We start from the raw sequence: 16,697 nt of genomic DNA on the forward strand, positions 1-16,697 counted from the left end.
CGGCGGAAGGCTTGTCGGGTGGAACCCACCCGCGCCGCCGGCCGCCGCTCGTTCTTAGCTGTTTGTATCGTGGCGGGGATTTTACAGGACGCGTTACATTCTGTTTAATAATGATTTCAGATCGGCTAATAACGTGGAGATATTTACCGCGCCATGTCACGCACTATCTATTCGACGAGCGCCGTCACGACGCGACACGGCGTCGAACTGTTTCTGCATCGCTGGCACCCCGCGCCGGGCATCGAACTCAACGCGCGGATCGCGCTCGTCCACGGTCTCGGCGAACACGCGGGCCGTTACGACGCGCTCGCGACCGCGCTGAACGCGGCGGGCATCGAGCTGATCGCGATCGATCTGCGCGGACACGGGAAGTCGTCGGGCGAACGGGCGTGGGTTCGCGTCTTCACGGACTATCTGCGCGACACCGATGTCCTGCTCGAAGCGTGCGCGGCCACGCCGCCCGCCGGCACGCCGCTCTTTTTGATGGGCCACAGCATGGGCGGAACGATCGCGGCGCTCTACGCCGCCGAGCGTGCGCAGGAGAACAAGCTGGCCGGTCTGATCCTGTCGAGCCCGGCATTGAAGATCGGACCGGGCACGCCGCGCCGGAAGGCCAAACTGAGCCGCATCGTGGGCGTGGTCGCGCCGCGCGTCGCCGCGTTCAGCATCGATCCGGCGCTGCTGTCGCGCGCGCCGGGCGTCGTCGAAGCGTACAAGCGCGATCCGCTCGTGCATCACGCAGCCGTCTGCGCACGCACTGCCGCGCAGATTCTCGCCGGCATGGAGCGCGTGGCGGAAAAGCGCGGCGACATCAAGCTGCCGCTTCTCGTCTTTCACGGCAGCGCGGACGCGATCTGCGATCCCGCCGGCAGCCGCGAGTTCGAAGCCAACACGGGATCGACCGACACCACGCTCATCGTCCACGAAGGCAGCGCCCACGAAACGCTCAACGATCTCGACCGCGAGCGCGTGATCCGCGAGCTGATCGACTGGACGCTCGTGCGCGCGGACTACGCGCGCGCTCGCGCCCGCTAGATTTCCGCCAGCACCCGCAGATGCGCAACGACGCTGCGGCCCAGCGCCGACAGGTTATAGCCGCCTTCGAGACAACTCACGATGCGCCCTTGCGCGTGGCGCTTCGCGACGCCGCGAATCTGCTCGGTGATCCACGCGTAATCGTCCTCGACGAGACCCATGTTCGCCATGTCGTCTTCGCGATGCGCATCGAAGCCGGCCGAGACGAAGATCATCTGCGGCTTGAACGCTTCGAGCCGCGGCAGCCACATCATGTCGACGACCTCGCGCACCTGCATGCCCTTAGTGCGCGCGGCGAGCGGCACGTTGACCATGTTCGCCGCGTGATTGTCGGCGCCGGAAAACGGATAGAACGGATGCTGGAAGAAACTGCACATCAGCACGCGCGAATCGCCGCTGAACGCGGCTTCGGTGCCGTTGCCGTGATGCACGTCGAAATCGACGATCGCGACCCGCTGCAGGCCGTGCACTTCCAGCGCATGCCGCGCGGCGATCGCGACGTTGTTGAAGAGGCAGAAGCCCATCGCGCGCGCGGGCTCGGCGTGATGGCCCGGCGGCCGGATGCTGCAAAACGCGTTGTCGTAACGGCCTTCGATGACGGCATCGGTGGCCGCGACCGCCGCGCCCGCCGCGCGCAACGCCGCGCGATAGGACTGGGGGCACATCGACGTATCGGGGTCGAGTTCGCTTCGGCCCGATTCCGGCGTGCGGCTCTTGATGTAGTCGATGTGCGCCTGCGTATGCACGCGCGCGAGGTCGGCTTCGTCGGCGAGCGGCGCTTCCTCGCGCTCGATGAGCGAATCGATCCGGCTCGCGATCAGCTGGTCTTCGATCGCCTGCAGGCGCGCCGGACACTCGGGATGCCATTGGCCGTTGTCGTGCTGGAGGCAGTCGGGGTGGGAGTAGAAGCCGGTGGCCATGATGTCTCGCAATGCCGCTTGTCGTCGGCTCTCGTCTCGTATTTTTTCGTCATACGCGACCACTTGTCGCGTAATTGACGTTAAGTTACCACACCGTCCGGCACGGCCGCCCTCGCCCGGGCACATGGCCGATATGGGCGCGAAGCGTCGGTTATACTGCCCCGACGCCTTGCCGGCCGAGCGATTGCGCGCGGCATGTTGCAGGCTGTTGCGTTCCGCTGAGAATCGTTGCATCGATTCGACTTCACAGGCGTTTTTGGCCACTCGCGCATCCGGCATCGCCCCAACCGCCCCCAACCACGCACACTATGACTTTCCAGTTTGCTCCGTTCGTCTTCACGGCTTCATCCAGGCCGGCAAAGCGCGCACTCGTTACTTCCCTCGTCTGCGCGCTCGGCTTTCTCTCCGGGAACAGTGCCTTTGCGCAGTCGCAGCAGCCGCAGGCCGCGACGCCGCAAGGGCAGGTGTTCGAAGAAGAGATCGTGCCGCAGCGCTACGCGAACAATCCGAATGTCGATGCGTTCATCAATGACATGGTCGCGCGCTACGACTTCGATTCGTCCGCGCTGCACGATCTGTTTGCGCGCGTGAGCTATTCGGCGACCGCGGCGAAACTGGTGTTGCCGTCGCCCACGCCGCAGGCCAAGAACTGGCGCGCGTACCAGGGGCGTTTCATCGAGCCGGTTCGCATCAACGCGGGCGTGAAGTTCTGGCGCGCGAATCAGGCGACGCTGCAGCGCGCGTCCGAGCAATTCGGCGTGCCGCCGGAGGTGATCGTCGGAATCATCGGCGTGGAGACGATCTACGGGAAGTACATGGGCAACTTCCGCGCGCTCGACGCGCTGACCACGCTCACCTTCGATTACCCGAACACGCCGAACCGCGTCGAGCGCATGGCGACGTTCCGCAAGAATCTCGAAGACCTGCTCGTGTGGACGCGCGATTCGCAGATCGATCCGACGACCGTCCTCGGTTCATACACGGGCGCGATCGGGATTCCGCAGTTCCTGCCGAGCAGCATCGTGCAATACGCGGTCGATTACGACGGCAACAGCCGCATCGATCTGCGCACGAGCCCGGCAGACGCCATCGGCAGTGTGGCGAACTATCTGAAGCAGAACGGCTGGGAACCGGGCCGGCCGGTCGTGTGGCGCATCGCCGGCGATGTCGGCAGTCAGGGCATCGCGCAGGCCGCCGCCGATGGCGCGCCGGAACCGAAATGGTCGCTCGCGCAACTGACGAAGGCCGGCATGCTGCTCAACGAGCCGGGCTTGAATATCGACGCAGAAGCGCCGACGCCGCTCACCGTCGTCGATTTGCCCACGCCCGGCCGCGCGACCGAATACACGCTCGGGCTGAAGAACTTCTACGTGCTGACGCGTTACAACCGCAGCTTCTTCTACGCGCTCGCGGTGTATCAGCTTGGCGAAGCGGTCAAGGCGCGCATGGTCGCGGGCGACACGGGCGCGAATTCGCAGTGACGTTTGTCCGCTACAGACGTAAAAAACCCCGGCTCGCCGGGGTTCTCTCATTGCGCGATCAGGATGCGCGGCATCACGCCGGGAACACGCCCGTCGAAAGATAACGGTCGCCGCGATCGCAGACGATGAACACGATCGTCGCGTTCTCCACCTGGCGCGCGATGCGCAGCGCCACTTCGCACGCGCCGCCCGACGAAATGCCCGCGAAAATGCCTTCGACCGATGCGAGGCGTCGCGCCATCGCTTCGGAGGCCGCCTGACTTACGTTCTCCACGCGATCCACGCGGCTGCGATCGAAAATCTTCGGCAGATACGCTTCCGGCCACTTGCGGATGCCCGGAATGCGCGAGCCTTCTTCCGGCTGAGCGCCGATGATCTCGATCTTTTCGTTCTGCTCTTTCAGATACTTCGACACGCCCATGATCGTGCCGGTCGTGCCCATCGACGAGACGAAGTGGGTAAGGCGGCCTTCGGTCTGACGCCACAGCTCCGGGCCCGTGCCTTCGTAATGCGCGAGCGGATTGTCCGGGTTCGCGAACTGATCGAGAATGATGCCTTTGCCGTCACGCTGCATCTGATCGGCGAGATCGCGTGCGTATTCCATGCCGCCCGTCACCGGCGTCAGCACGATTTCGGCGCCATACGCGGCCATGCTCTGGCGGCGCTCGATCGACAGATCTTCCGGCATCAGCAGCACCATCTTGTAGCCGCGCATTGCGGCGGCCATCGCGAGCGCGATGCCGGTGTTGCCGCTCGTCGCTTCGATGAGCGTGTCGCCCGGCTTGATGCGGCCGCGCTCTTCAGCTTTCCTGATCATCGACAGCGCCGGCCGGTCCTTCACCGATCCCGCCGGATTGTTGCCTTCGAGCTTGCCCAGCACGACGTTGTTGCGGCTGCGAATTTCATCGTCGACGATGCGGACGAGTTGCACGAGCGGCGTGTTGCCGATCGTGTCTTCGATAGTCATGTAAGCCATATGCGGAGCCGATTCGGATTCCCCGCGGACGACACTGCCTTTCCGCGCGGATTTTGATATAGGGATTCGTCGATTGTAGCCCACCGGTTCCGCCGATGCCGGTGCATCCCTGATGCACGGATGGGATGCCGCTCGCGCGCGCCGTCCGCGCATGCAAAAAGCCCCGCGGGGAGGCCGTCCGCGGGGAGCCCAAGACATCCGAAGGCTGAAGGAGATCGATGGCGCGCCGCGCACCAGGGCGCGCCTCCGGGCCGTGCTTATTTCTTCACAATGACCGGTTTAGCTGATGCGGACGCCGAAACCGGCGTCGCGACAGCCGAGTTCGCGCCGCCAGGCGGTGCGGCGACGGCCGCGGTCTTCGTCGTTGCGCCGATTGTCAGTCCTTCCGCTTCCAGACGCTGGACGGTCTTGCCGCCCATGCCTTTGACGCGCGTGCCGAGATCGCTCGCGTCCTTGAACGGACCGTGCGCCTGACGTTCATCGAGAATGGCTTTCGCCTTCGCCGGACCGATGCCCTTGATGCCGCGCAGCGCGTCGGAGTTGGCGGTATTGACGTCGACGGCCGCGAACGCGCTACCGATGGAAAAGATGAGCGCGAACGCAGCGATCGACGAGAGTGCTTGCTTGAACATGACTGAGTCTCCGTGAAGAACCGGCCGGCACCAGCGCCAACCGTGAGACCCAGTTTAGAGAGGCTCGAAGCGCGTTTATAGCTGGCCGAATAGCCAACGCACGTAGCGATCGACACCTTCCTGAACCGTAAGGAACGAGGCGTCGTAACCGGCTGCGCGCAGCTTCGACTGGTCCGCCTGCGTGAAGCATTGGTACTTGCCGCGCAGCGCGTCGGGGAACGGCACGTACTCGATCAGACCGCGCTGCACGAGTTCGGCGAGCGAGAGCGCCGCTTCGCCGTTCAGCGCGCGCAGCGAGTTCACGACCGTCGACGCGATGTCGTTGAACGGCTGCGCGCGCCCGGTGCCGAGATTGAAAATGCCCGACTTCTCCGGATGATCGAAGAAGAACAGATTCACCTTCACGACGTCTTCGACCGAGATGAAGTCGCGCGTCTGCTCGCCGGCCGCATAGCCGTTGTACTCGCCGAAGAGCTTGACCTTGCCTTCCGAGCGGAACTGATTGAAGTTGTGAAACGCGACCGACGCCATGCGTCCCTTGTGCGTTTCGCGCGGGCCGTACACGTTGAAATAGCGAAAGCCGGCGATCTGGCTTTCCGTCTTCGGCAGCACCTGCCGCACGATCTGATCGAAGAGGAACTTCGAATAACCGTACACGTTGAGCGGCTTCTCGACTTCGCGCTCTTCGACGAAACGGCTCGATCCGCCGTATGTCGCCGCCGACGATGCATACAGGAACTGCGCGCCCTGCGCGAGGCACGCGTCCATCACGTCGCGGCTGTAGCGGAAGTTGTTGTCCATCATGTAGCGGCCGTCGGTTTCCATCGTGTCCGAACAGGCGCCTTCGTGGAACACCGCGCGCACGCGGCCGAAATCGCCGCGCTTGAAGCGCTCGACGAACTCGGTCTTGTCGAGGTAATCGTCGATTTCGCAATCGACGAGATTCTTGAACTTGTCGGCGCGCGTGAGGTTGTCGACCGCGATCACGCGATTCTCGCCACGCTCGTTGAGCGCCTTGACGATATTGCTGCCGATGAAGCCGGCTGCACCGGTAACGATGATGGTCATGGCGTTATTTCAGATAAGGTCAGGCGAAGAGTTCGTTGTAGTCGACGGTCGCCGTACCGAGCTTGCCCACGACGATGCCCGCCGCGCGGTTCGCATAGACGATCGAGTCGACGAGCGGCACACCCGCGCCCAGCATGGTCGCGACCGTTGCGATGACGGTGTCGCCGGCGCCCGAGACATCATACACTTCGCGCGCTTCAGCCGATGTGTGCAGCACCTGGTCCTCGGTGAAGAGCGTCATGCCCTCTTCCGAGCGCGTGAGGAGCAGCGCTGAAAGATCGAGCTCCGCACGCAGTTTCCTCACGCGCTCGTGCAGATCTTCTTCCGATTTCCACTGGCCGATGACTTCGCGCAGCTCCGCGCGATTCGGCGTGATGAGCGTCGCGCCGCGATAACGGTCCCAGTCGTCGCCCTTCGGATCGACGAGCACGGGCTTTCCGGCGCGTTTCGCGTCGGCGATCATCTGCGTGACGTGCGTGAGGCCGCCCTTCGCGTAATCGGACATGAGGATCACGTCGTGCTGCGGCAGGATCTCGGTGAACCGTTCGAGACACGCGCGCAGCACTTCATGATTCGGCGTGTTCTCGAAATCGACGCGCAGCAACTGCTGCTGACGCGACAGCACGCGCAGCTTGATGGTCGTGAGCAGTTCGGGATCGCGCTCGAGATGCGCCGCGACCTTGCTTTCGCCGAGCAGCTCGACGATGCGCTCGCCCGGCTCGTCATGTCCCACTACGCAAAGCAGGCCGGCCTGCGCGCCGAGCGCCGCCGCGTTGCGCGCGACGTTCGCCGCGCCGCCGAGGCGGTCTTCCTTCTTCTGCACGTGCACGACCGGCACGGGCGCTTCGGGCGAGATGCGGTTGACGTCCCCGAACCAGTAGCGGTCGAGCATCACGTCGCCGACCACGAGCACGCGCGCCGCCGAAACGCGCGCAAGCGGGACGACGGGAATATCGGCGTTAGTTGTGGCTGCCGTTGCGGTCGAGTTCGACATGGGGACGTCCTATTGCAAAGTAGTCGATGCCCATTTCGGCCATCGCTTCCGGTTCATACAGATTGCGGCCGTCGAAGATCACCGGCGTCTTCAACGCGCTCTTCAAGTGCCAGAAATCCGGGCTCTTGAATTCTTTCCATTCGGTCACGATGACGAGCGCGTCCGCGTCCGTCAGCGCATCCTGTTGCGTGTTCACGAGATGCAGGCGCTGGAAGTCGTCGGGGCGATCCGCGAGATCGAGCGCGAACACGCGCTCTGCCTCGTCGCGCGCGACGGGATCGTAGCCGCGCACCGTGGCGCCGCGCTGCAGCAGCGCCTCGATGACGCGCCGGCTCGACGCCTCGCGCATGTCGTCGGTGTTGGGCTTGAATGCGAGGCCCCACACGGCAAACGTGCGCCCGCGCAGATCCTCGCCCATGCGCTTCACGATCTTGTTGACGAGCACTTCCTTCTGATCGTTATTGACCGCTTCGACCGCCTCGAGCACGCGCAGCGTGTGGCCGTTTTCGCGCGCGGTTTGCGCGAGCGCCTGCACGTCCTTCGGGAAGCACGAGCCGCCATAGCCGCAGCCCGCATACAGGAAGTGATAGCCGATGCGCGGATCCGAGCCCATGCCCCGCCGCACCGATTCGATGTCGGCGCCGACGGTATCCGCGAGATTCGACAGATCGTTCATGAACGAGATGCGCGTCGCGAGCATCGCGTTGGCGGCGTACTTCGTGAACTCGGCCGAACGCACGTCCATGTACAGCGTGCGCTCGTGATTGCGGTTGAACGGCGTGTAGAGGCGCTTCATCTTCTCGCGCGCGAGGTTGCCCGCGCGGTCGTCGTCGATGCCGATCACGATGCGATCCGGGCGCATGAAGTCGTCCACAGCCGCGCCTTCCTTCAGGAACTCCGGATTCGACACGACCGAGAAGCCGTGCTTCTCCGACTCGCCGAGCCCGCGCGCCCGCAACTCTTCCTCGACGACGCGCTTCACTTGCAGCGCCGTGCCGACCGGCACCGTCGATTTATCGACGATCACCTTGAAGCCGTTCGAATACTTGCCGATATTGCGCGCGGCGGCGAGCACGTATTGCAGATCGGCTGAGCCGTCTTCGTCGGGCGGCGTGCCGACCGCGATGAATTGAATGTCGCCGTGCTCGACGCTCGCTTTCACGTCGGTGGAAAACTGGATGCGGCCTGCCGCGCGCGTGCGCCTCAGCATTTCCTGAAGGCCCGGCTCGTGGATCGGCACGCCGCCATTGTTGAGAATTTCGATCTTGCGCGGATCGACGTCCACGCAAAACACGTCATTGCCGATTTCGGCAAGGCACGCGCCGGTTACGAGACCGACGTAACCCGTGCCGACGATGGTCACTTTCATACGCTTTCCGGTTGTTCCTGAAATGCCGGTGGCAGAAGCGGCGCATTCGCGCGCCGCCCGATGTCATGCTCGCCGCGCTGGCTCAGGCCGAGCTCGTGATCGGCTCGACGCGACGCGGCGCGTACGTCTCCCAGCCGCTGCAGCCGGGGCATTGCCAATAGAATAGACGCGCACGGAACCCGCAAGTTTGACACGTATAACGCGGCAGATTCTTAGTGCGCTGTTTCACCAGATTACGCATCAGTTCGAGCTCGCCGCGGCGCGGCTCGTCGGCCGTCGCTTCCTGCGCCTCGAGCAGACGCGTCATGCCCGCGAGATTCGGCGCGCTTTGCATCTGCTTGCGTGCCAGCTCGTGCGCGGCTTCGAGACCGCGCAACTCTTGAACGTGCTTGTAGGCGACATCGAGCAGATCGTTCGACGGATAGCGCGTCGCGTAATCGATCAGCAGATCGACGCCCTCTTCCTTGCGCCCGAGCGCGGCGTACGCCTTCATCAGCTTCTCGGCGACGAGCGGCAGATACGCCTCGTTCTGCTCCTCGACGCGCTTCCAGTGCGCGATCGCGATATCGACGTTGCCGGCGGCCGCTTCGACATCGCCTGCCAGGATGGTCGCGCGCACGTTGTCCGGGTTCGATGCCAGCGCGAGCTTCAGTTCGGCGCGCGCACCATCTGGATTCTTGCGCTGAAGCGCTTCCTGCGCCAGCTCGCAGTGGAAATGCGCGATTTCCATATGCAGCGAGGGCGCGCCCATCTTTTCGATCTGCTCGGCCGTCGCGATCGATTTCGGCCAGTCCTTTTCGATCTCGTAGATGGTCAGCAGCGCGCGCTGCGCGCCGAGCGAATATTCGCCGGCGTTGAGCGACTTGAACGTTTCCTCGGCGCGATCGAGCAGGCCCGCCTTCAGGAAATCCTGTCCGAGTTCGTAGAGCGCGTGATCGCGTTCCGCGACCGGCAAATCGGCGCGACTCAACAGATTCTGATGCACGCGAATCGCGCGATCGGTCTCTCCGCGACGGCGAAACAGATTGCCGAGCGCGAAATGCAGTTCGATCGTTTCGGGATCGAGCTTGGCGACTTCGATGAACGCATCGATCGCCTTGTCGTGTTGCTCGTTGAGCAGAAAGTTGAGGCCGCGAAAATACGAGCGCGGCAGATTCGCATTTTCGGACAACAGCGCTTTCAAGTCATAGCGGGACGCCATCCACCCCAGCGCGAAAGCGACGGGGATGACAAGCAGCCACCAGAAGTCTAGATCCATGCGATTAGTCGTTGAGTGTCAGATGTCTGCGCGAAAGGTCAGATGAGCGGCGGCATCGGCGGTTCTTCCTTCACCACCGGCGTCTCGCGAGCGACGCGCAGCTCGCGCTTCAGACGCCCGTTCTCCATGCGCAGACGCACCCTGGCCGGCACAGCCGACACGAGCCCCGCGAGCAATCCCACCACGAAAAACGCGAGGCCGATCAGAATAAGCGGCGCCTGCCACGCGTAGCCCGCGAGAAAGTTCAGCGTCGCGGGCTGGGTATTGGCGAGCGCCAGCACCAGCAACAGCACGAATACCAGAACGCGGATCAGCCAGACGATGAATTTCATGTAGGGTCTCGCAAGAGCGGTTGCACCAGACGGCCCTTCCGTTTCGGCCGGGCCTGCGCGGTTGAACACCCAGGTCAAAGTGACCGGTATTGTAATTGATGCTCCCGGGCGCCGGCAGTCGCCCGCTCGACGCATGAATTTTTAGCAAACAACGCACCCGTCGCGCTGGATCGCTGCTATCGAAACGCCGCGCATAAAAAAAGCACCCCGAAGGGTGCTTTTCTGGTCGATTGCCTCGCAGGCCGACGCCGCGAACCGAAAATCCTGAAGGATCATCAGTCAGGATGCGTGCCGATCAGAGATCGTCGGCATCGTCGTCATTCGAAGCTTTCAGCGGCTCGCCCGCGCGGCCGTCGACGCGTTCGCGCAACTCCTTGCCCGGCTTGAAGTGCGGCACGAATTTCTCCGGCACCAGCACCTTTTCACCCGACTTGGGATTGCGCCCGACGCGCGACGGACGACGATTGAGCCCGAAGCTGCCGAAGCCGCGAATCTCGATGCGATGACCGTTGGCCAGAGCCTCCGACATCGCATCCAGCATCGTCTTCACCGCGAAATCCGCATCCTTGAGGACAAGTTGCGGAAATCGCGACGCCAACTGGGCGACCAATTCCGATTTGGTCATTCTGCAGCTGTGCCGTTAAGGGCTTAGCTGTTCTGGCCGTCGAGCTTGGCCTTGAGCAGCGCGCCGAGGTTGGTCGTGCCGGTCGCGGCGGCGTTCGAGTCGCCCTGCAGGCTGCGCATGGCTTCCTGCTGTTCGGCCGAATCCTTCGCCTTGATCGACAGGTTGATGCCACGCGACTTGCGATCGATGTTGATGATCATCGCGTTGACCTTCTCGCCTTCCTTCAGCACGTTGCGCGCATCTTCCACGCGGTCTTGCGCGATTTCCGAAGCACGCAGGTAGCCTTCGACTTCGCCGGACAGCGTGATGACCGCACCCTTCGGATCGACCGACTTCACAACGCCGTCGACGATAGCGCCCTTGTCGTTGATCGCCACGAAGTTGCTGAACGGATCGCCTTCGAGCTGCTTGATGCCGAGCGAGATGCGTTCCTTGTCGACGTCGATGCCCAGAACCACGGCTTCGACTTCGTCGCCCTTCTTGTACTTGCGAACGGCTTCTTCGCCGGTTTCCGACCACGACAGATCCGACAGGTGAACCAGACCGTCGATGCCGCCAGGCAGACCAATGAACACGCCGAAGTCGGTGATCGACTTGATGGCGCCGCTGATCTTGTCGCCCTTCTTGAAGTTGCGGCTGAAGTCATCCCACGGATTCGGCTTGCACTGCTTCATGCCGAGGGAGATACGGCGGCGGTCTTCGTCGATTTCGAGAACCATGACTTCGACTTCGTCGCCCAGTTGAACAACCTTCGACGGAGCAACGTTCTTGTTGGTCCAGTCCATTTCCGACACGTGGACGAGGCCTTCGATGCCCGATTCCACTTCGACGAATGCGCCGTAGTCGGTGATGTTCGTGACCTTGCCGAACAGGCGCGTGCCCGACGGGTAACGGCGCGAGATGCCTTCCCACGGATCGTCGCCCAGTTGCTTGATGCCGAGCGAAACGCGGTTCTTCTCTTGGTCGAACTTGAGGATCTTGGCGGTGACTTCCTGGCCAACCGACAGGACTTCCGACGGGTGACGCACGCGGCGCCATGCGATGTCGGTGATGTGCAGCAGGCCGTCGATGCCGCCGAGGTCCACGAACGCGCCGTAGTCGGTGATGTTCTTGACCACGCCTTCGACGATCGCGCCTTCCTTCAGCGTCTCGAGCAGCTTCGCGCGCTCTTCGCCCTGCGTCGCTTCGATGACCGCGCGGCGCGACAGCACCACGTTGTTACGCTTGCGATCGAGCTTGATGACGCGGAATTCGAGCGTCTTGCCTTCGTACGGCGTCGTGTCCTTGACCGGACGCGTGTCGACGAGCGAACCCGGCAGGAACGCGCGGATGCCGTTGACCATCACGGTCATGCCGCCCTTGACCTTGCCGGTGATCGTGCCGGTCACGAGTTCGTTGTTGTCCAGCGCCTTTTCCAGCGACAGCCACGAAGCGAGGCGCTTCGCCTTGTCGCGCGACAGGATGGTGTCGCCATAGCCGTTTTCCAGCGCGTCGATCGCGACGGAAACGAAGTCGCCCGCCTGCACTTCCACTTCACCCGCGTCGTTCAGGAATTCTTCGAGCGGAATATAGGCTTCGGACTTGAGACCAGCGTTGACGACCACGAAGTTGTGGTCGACACGCACGACTTCGGCGGAGATCACTTCGCCGGCGCGCATGTCCTGCTTGGTCAGCGACTCTTCGAACAGAGCCGCAAAGGATTCGGTATTCGGGGTGGAGGTTTGCAGGTCGGACATAAAAATCGATATTTGCACGGCCTTTGCGCGGTGATTCAGAATGAACCGGCGGGTTTTACCCAGATGCGCAACGCCATACGGGGTTAAATGGTTTAACACACGCCCTGCCTCCCGGCAGAGCACCTTACTTCTACTGCACTACACGAATCTCGCTGAACCAGCCGATGATCTGCTCGACCGCTTGATCGATCGACAAACCGGAGGTGTCCAGCGTCTTCGCATCCGCCGCGGGCTTGAGCGGCGCGGCGCTCCGGTTCATGTCCCGGGCATCGCGTGCGCGCAAATCTCGCAGCAAGTCATCCATATTAGCAGAAAAACCTTTTTGCATCAATTGCTTATACCGCCGCGCCGCGCGCGCCTCGACGCTTGCAGTCAGGAACACCTTCAGCGTGGCGTCGGGGAAGATGACCGTGCCCATGTCGCGGCCGTCGGCGACGAGGCCGGGGCGCTTGCGAAAAGCCCGCTGGCGCGCGACGAGCGCCTGGCGCACTTCGGGATGCACGGCGATGGCGGAGGCGCGGTTGCCGACTTCTTCCTGCCGGATTTCGCCCGAGACATCGGCGCCATCGAGCTGCGCGCAACCTTCGCGGAACGTGATATGGAGCGCCTCGACCAGTTTTGCAAGGCCGGGGGCGTCGTCCTTGTCCACTTCGTAGCGGATGCTCGCGAGCGCCGCGAGCCGGTAGAGCGCGCCGCTGTCGAGCAGGTGGAAGCCGAGCGTCGCCGCGACGATCGCCGCGACCGTGCCCTTGCCCGACGCCGTCGGCCCGTCGATGGTAATCACTGGTGTTGGGTCGAAAGGACGGGTCGGTTTCATTGAGTCTGGCCGTTCTGGCCCGTTATTACGGTCATGGAAGTCGAAGTCATCGCGTTTCACGGTACAGCGCTCCCGTTACGCTTTCACGAGCGTCGAGAAGCGGTCGAAGTAGTCCGGAAAGGTTTTAGCCACACATTTGGGATCGTTGATGCGGACCGGCACGCCGCCGAGGCTCACGAGCGAAAAGCACATCGCCATGCGGTGATCGTCGTAGGTGTCGATCGCGGCGTTCGGCGTCAGTTTCGCCGGCGGCGTGACGACGAGATAATCCGCACCCTCTTCCACGGTCGCGCCGACCTTGCGCAACTCGTTCGCCATCGCGGCGATGCGATCCGTTTCCTTCACGCGCCAGCTCGCGATATTGCGCAGCGTCGTCGTGCCGCTGGCGAAGAGCGCGGCCACGGCGATCGTCATCGCGGCGTCGGGAATCAGGTTGAAATCCATGTCGATGGGCGCGAGCCTGCCATCGTCCGATTCGACGCCGCGCACTTCGATCCAGTCCTCGCCCATCATCACGTTCGCGCCCATGCGGTTCAGCGCGTCCGCGAAGCCGACATCGCCCTGAATGCTCGAACGACCGACGCCCTCCACGCGCACCGGTCCATGCCCGATCGCGCCCGCCGCCAGGAAATACGAGGCCGACGACGCATCGCCTTCCACCATGATCGCGCCCGGCGACTTGTAGCTCACGCCGGCGGGAACGGTGAAGCGCGCCCAGCCGTCGCGCTCGACCGTCACGCCGAAGCGCTCCATCAAACGAATCGTGATTTCGATGTACGGCTTCGAAATGAGTTCGCCTTCGATCTCGATCGTAACGGGACCGTTACGGCCTTCCACGACCGGCAGGCTCATCAGGAGCGCGGTGAGAAACTGGCTCGACACGTCGCCGCGCACGCGGATCGGCTTGTCGATGGCGATCTTCGCGGCGTGGATCCTGAGCGGCGGGAAGCCATCGTTGAGCTCGTAATCGATCGCAGCGCCGATCTGGCGCAGCCCGTCGACGAGATCGCCGATCGGCCGCTCGTGCATGCGCGGCACGCCGTGCACACGATATTCGCCGCCGTTCACGGCCAGCGCCGCGGTCAGCGGACGCACCGCCGTACCCGCGTTGCCGAGAAACAGCTCCGCCGATTTCGACGGAAACGCGCCGCCCGTCCCGCCGACGATCACGCGCTCGCCGTCCTCGCGCACGGCGACGCCCAGGTTCCGGAGCGCGGCGAGCATCACGCGCGTGTCGTCGGAATCGAGCAGATTCGTGATCGACGTTTCGCCGTGCGCAAGCGCCGCGAGCAGCAGCACGCGGTTCGAAATGCTCTTCGAGCCGGGCAGGCGCACGGTGCCGGACGCGCGGGAAAAAGGTCCGAGATCGAGATGTTCCATGTTGTTTCCTTGTTTCGCGGCTTACTTGGCGGCGATGTCGTTCGAAGGCTTGATGCCGCCGCGTTCCTGCCATTCTTTCCGGGCGACGCGCGAACGCGCGAACGCCGCTTCGAGCGCCGCGCCGTCCGATGCGTCGATCGCCGCGCGAAAACGCGCGAGCACCGCGGTGTAATCGTCGAGCTCGGCGAGCAGCGCGGCGCGGTTCGCGAGACAGATATCGCGCCACATTTCGGGACTCGACGCCGCGATGCGCGTGAAATCGCGAAAGCCGCCTGCGGCGAACGAGAATTTCAGATCGGCATCGGGCGTGTCGAGAATCTGATCGACGAGCGCGAACGAGAGCACGTGCGGCAAATGACTCACCGACGCGAACACGCGATCGTGCTGCGCCTCGCTCATCTGACGCACGCACGCGCCGCTCGCGCGCCACATCGACGCGATGCGTTCGACGCCATCCGCCGCATTTTCCGGCAGCGGACACAGCACGACATTGCGATCGACGTACAGATCGGGCAATGCCGCATCGACGCCGCTCGACTCGCGCCCGGCGATCGGATGTCCCGGCACGAACTGCGCGACGCGCGCACCGAGCGCGCGCTTCGCCGCCGCGACGACATCGGTTTTCGTGCTGCCGGCGTCGGTGACGATGGTTCGCGCGTCGAGAAACGGCGCGATGCGCGCGAGCAGCGGCTCGGTCTGCGCGACGGGCGCGGCGAGCAGCACCACGTCGGCGCCTTCGAGCACCTTGACGAGCGCGGCGTCGTCGTCGAGCGCGGCGGCTTCGTCGATCACGCCGAGTTCGATGGCGCGCTCGACCGACGCACGCGACCGACCCACGCCGACGACGCGACCTTCGAGCCCCGCGCGCTCACGCAACGCGCGCGCGAGCGATCCGCCGATCAGGCCGACGCCGAAGATAACCAGTTTATTGAAAGAGAACATCGATGCAGCCTGAAGCTGAAAACGAAGCGGCCGCTCAACGCGCCCGCGGATACGAACCGAGAATCTTCAGGAACGCGGACTTGCGCCCGAGTTCGTCGAGCGCGGCCGCAACCGCGGCATCGTCGCGATGGCCTTCGATATCGATATAAAAGTAGTACTCCCACGCGCCCGAACGCGCGGGACGCGACTCGAAGCGCGTCATCGAAACGCCGTGTTTCGCGAGCGGCTCGAGCAGCTTGAAGACCGCGCCGGATTCGTTCTTCACCGTGACGATGAGCGACGTCTGATCGTGGCCGCTCGAATCCGTCGGCTGCTTGCCGACGATCACGAATCGCGTGCGATTGTGCGGATCGTCCTGAATCATCGAGAACACGACGCCGAGGCCGTAATGCGTCGCGGCGCGATCGCCGGCGATGGCCGCGACCGTCGGATCTTCGACCGCCATGCGCGCGGCTTCCGCGTTGCTCGACACCGCTTGCCGTTCCAGATGCGGCGCGTTCGCGGACAGCCAGCGCTGGCACTGCGCGAGCGCCTGCGGATGCGCGCATACGCGCTTCACGCCGTCGAGCGTGCCGGACGCGGTCAGCAGATTGTGATGGATCGGCAACGCGAGTTCGCCGCCGATCAAGAGCGACGTCTGCAGCAGCAGATCCAGCGTGCGCGACACCGCGCCTTCTGCCGAATTCTCGACCGGCACGACGCCGTACTGCGCCGCGCCCGCCTCGACGGCGCGGAACACTTCGTCGATCGACGGGCACGGCACGCCCTGAATCGAATGCCCGAAGTATTCGAACATCGCCTGTTCGCTATAGGTGCCGACCGGGCCGAGGAACGCAGCGCTGATCGTCTGTTCGAGCGCGCGGCTCGCGGCCATGATCTCGCGCCAGATCGACGCGATGTGCTCGTCGGCGAGCGGCCCGTCGCTCATTTCCTGCAGGCGCGCGATGACCTGCATCTCGCGCTCCGGACGAAACACGGGCGCATTGAAATGCTTCTTCACTTCGCCGACTTCGAGCGCGACGGAAGCGCGCTGATTCAGCAGCGCGATGAGTTGCGCGTCGAGCGCATCGATGCGCTCACGCAGCGGTTTGAGTCTTGTATTGAGATCGTCGTCCATGCGGTGCTTGATGTT

Annotated in this window: 16 protein-coding genes; 2 read left to right on the forward strand and 14 right to left on the reverse strand. The window is 63.7% G+C overall.

The window, feature by feature from the left end:
* The first annotated feature begins 153 nt into the window (after positions 1 to 153).
* Positions 154 to 1,035, forward strand: coding sequence for an alpha/beta hydrolase (locus NCS03_RS10525; protein ID WP_250529135.1), 882 nt, complete (start codon positions 154 to 156; stop codon positions 1,033 to 1,035).
* On the opposite strand, the gene NCS03_RS10530 is transcribed toward NCS03_RS10525, so the two are convergent.
* Positions 1,032 to 1,955, reverse strand: coding sequence for a histone deacetylase family protein (locus NCS03_RS10530; protein ID WP_008342364.1), 924 nt, complete (start codon positions 1,953 to 1,955; stop codon positions 1,032 to 1,034). The two genes, NCS03_RS10525 and NCS03_RS10530, sit on opposite strands and share 4 nt — an antisense overlap.
* Before the next feature lie 308 nt (positions 1,956 to 2,263).
* Here NCS03_RS10530 and mltB point away from each other — a divergent pair, with 308 nt between their 5' ends.
* The gene (mltB, locus tag NCS03_RS10535) at positions 2,264 to 3,436 is read left to right on the forward strand and encodes a lytic murein transglycosylase B (RefSeq protein ID WP_250440040.1); all 1,173 of its coding nucleotides are present in this window, start codon (positions 2,264 to 2,266) and stop codon (positions 3,434 to 3,436) included.
* Between the two features lie 73 nt (positions 3,437 to 3,509).
* On the opposite strand, the gene cysM is transcribed toward mltB, so the two are convergent.
* From cysM to pheA, 13 genes are all read right to left on the reverse strand, one after another.
* Positions 3,510 to 4,412, reverse strand: coding sequence for a cysteine synthase CysM (gene cysM, locus NCS03_RS10540; protein ID WP_034472705.1), 903 nt, complete (start codon positions 4,410 to 4,412; stop codon positions 3,510 to 3,512).
* Between the two features lie 257 nt (positions 4,413 to 4,669).
* Positions 4,670 to 5,044: a ComEA family DNA-binding protein gene (locus NCS03_RS10545; RefSeq protein WP_008342369.1), complete on the reverse strand. Its 375-nt coding sequence runs from the start codon at positions 5,042 to 5,044 to the stop codon at positions 4,670 to 4,672.
* Positions 5,045 to 5,119: 75 nt separating this feature from the next.
* Positions 5,120 to 6,112 carry an ADP-glyceromanno-heptose 6-epimerase gene (gene rfaD, locus NCS03_RS10550; protein ID WP_250529136.1) on the reverse strand — a complete coding sequence of 331 codons (993 nt, stop codon included), beginning with the start codon at positions 6,110 to 6,112 and terminating at the stop codon, positions 5,120 to 5,122.
* Positions 6,113 to 6,131: 19 nt separating this feature from the next.
* Positions 6,132 to 7,106 carry a D-glycero-beta-D-manno-heptose-7-phosphate kinase gene (gene rfaE1, locus NCS03_RS10555; protein WP_008342371.1) on the reverse strand — a complete coding sequence of 325 codons (975 nt, stop codon included), beginning with the start codon at positions 7,104 to 7,106 and terminating at the stop codon, positions 6,132 to 6,134.
* Positions 7,072 to 8,475, reverse strand: a complete 1,404-nt coding sequence (locus NCS03_RS10560; RefSeq protein ID WP_250529137.1) for a UDP-glucose dehydrogenase family protein — start codon at positions 8,473 to 8,475, stop codon at positions 7,072 to 7,074. Before NCS03_RS10560 ends, rfaE1 begins: the two co-directional genes overlap by 35 nt.
* A gap of 82 nt (positions 8,476 to 8,557) precedes the next feature.
* Positions 8,558 to 9,733, reverse strand: coding sequence for a lipopolysaccharide assembly protein LapB (gene lapB / locus NCS03_RS10565; RefSeq protein WP_250460419.1), 1,176 nt, complete (start codon positions 9,731 to 9,733; stop codon positions 8,558 to 8,560).
* 38 nt (positions 9,734 to 9,771) lie between these two features.
* Positions 9,772 to 10,065, reverse strand: coding sequence for a LapA family protein (locus tag NCS03_RS10570; RefSeq protein ID WP_008342374.1), 294 nt, complete (start codon positions 10,063 to 10,065; stop codon positions 9,772 to 9,774).
* Positions 10,066 to 10,360: 295 nt separating this feature from the next.
* A complete protein-coding gene (locus NCS03_RS10575) occupies positions 10,361 to 10,690 on the reverse strand; it encodes an integration host factor subunit beta (protein ID WP_008342376.1) in 330 nt (109 codons plus the stop codon).
* A 23-nt stretch (positions 10,691 to 10,713) separates the two neighbouring features.
* Entirely contained in the window at positions 10,714 to 12,444 is a 1,731-nt protein-coding gene (gene rpsA, locus NCS03_RS10580) for a 30S ribosomal protein S1 (RefSeq protein ID WP_174447740.1), read from the reverse strand.
* Positions 12,445 to 12,556: 112 nt separating this feature from the next.
* Positions 12,557 to 13,243: a (d)CMP kinase gene (gene cmk / locus NCS03_RS10585; protein ID WP_008342380.1), complete on the reverse strand. Its 687-nt coding sequence runs from the start codon at positions 13,241 to 13,243 to the stop codon at positions 12,557 to 12,559.
* A 75-nt stretch (positions 13,244 to 13,318) separates the two neighbouring features.
* Positions 13,319 to 14,623, reverse strand: a complete 1,305-nt coding sequence (gene aroA / locus NCS03_RS10590; protein WP_008342383.1) for a 3-phosphoshikimate 1-carboxyvinyltransferase — start codon at positions 14,621 to 14,623, stop codon at positions 13,319 to 13,321.
* Positions 14,624 to 14,644: 21 nt separating this feature from the next.
* Complete coding sequence (locus NCS03_RS10595; RefSeq protein WP_250496935.1) at positions 14,645 to 15,565, reverse strand: prephenate dehydrogenase; 921 nt, start codon at positions 15,563 to 15,565, stop codon at positions 14,645 to 14,647.
* 34 nt (positions 15,566 to 15,599) lie between these two features.
* On the reverse strand, positions 15,600 to 16,682 hold the full coding sequence (gene pheA / locus NCS03_RS10600; RefSeq protein ID WP_034472713.1) for a prephenate dehydratase: 1,083 nt from the start codon (positions 16,680 to 16,682) through the stop codon (positions 15,600 to 15,602).
* Positions 16,683 to 16,697 lie beyond the last annotated feature (15 nt).

Origin of the sequence: Caballeronia sp. ATUFL_F1_KS4A, from assembly GCF_023630905.1 — a bacterium.
Taxonomy (GTDB): Bacteria; Pseudomonadota; Gammaproteobacteria; order Burkholderiales; family Burkholderiaceae; genus Caballeronia; species Caballeronia zhejiangensis.

Coding starts and splice junctions, on each gene's coding strand:
- NCS03_RS10525 (WP_250529135.1), top strand. CDS start 154: ATGTCACGCACTATCTATTCGACGAGCGCCGTCACGACGCGACACGGC.
- NCS03_RS10530 (WP_008342364.1), bottom strand. CDS start 1,955: ATGGCCACCGGCTTCTACTCCCACCCCGACTGCCTCCAGCACGACAAC.
- mltB (WP_250440040.1), top strand. CDS start 2,264: ATGACTTTCCAGTTTGCTCCGTTCGTCTTCACGGCTTCATCCAGGCCG.
- cysM (WP_034472705.1), bottom strand. CDS start 4,412: ATGGCTTACATGACTATCGAAGACACGATCGGCAACACGCCGCTCGTG.
- NCS03_RS10545 (WP_008342369.1), bottom strand. CDS start 5,044: ATGTTCAAGCAAGCACTCTCGTCGATCGCTGCGTTCGCGCTCATCTTT.
- rfaD (WP_250529136.1), bottom strand. CDS start 6,112: ATGACCATCATCGTTACCGGTGCAGCCGGCTTCATCGGCAGCAATATC.
- rfaE1 (WP_008342371.1), bottom strand. CDS start 7,106: ATGTCGAACTCGACCGCAACGGCAGCCACAACTAACGCCGATATTCCC.
- NCS03_RS10560 (WP_250529137.1), bottom strand. CDS start 8,475: ATGAAAGTGACCATCGTCGGCACGGGTTACGTCGGTCTCGTAACCGGC.
- lapB (WP_250460419.1), bottom strand. CDS start 9,733: ATGGATCTAGACTTCTGGTGGCTGCTTGTCATCCCCGTCGCTTTCGCG.
- NCS03_RS10570 (WP_008342374.1), bottom strand. CDS start 10,065: ATGAAATTCATCGTCTGGCTGATCCGCGTTCTGGTATTCGTGCTGTTG.
- NCS03_RS10575 (WP_008342376.1), bottom strand. CDS start 10,690: ATGACCAAATCGGAATTGGTCGCCCAGTTGGCGTCGCGATTTCCGCAA.
- cmk (WP_008342380.1), bottom strand. CDS start 13,243: ATGAAACCGACCCGTCCTTTCGACCCAACACCAGTGATTACCATCGAC.
- aroA (WP_008342383.1), bottom strand. CDS start 14,623: ATGGAACATCTCGATCTCGGACCTTTTTCCCGCGCGTCCGGCACCGTG.
- NCS03_RS10595 (WP_250496935.1), bottom strand. CDS start 15,565: ATGTTCTCTTTCAATAAACTGGTTATCTTCGGCGTCGGCCTGATCGGC.
- pheA (WP_034472713.1), bottom strand. CDS start 16,682: ATGGACGACGATCTCAATACAAGACTCAAACCGCTGCGTGAGCGCATC.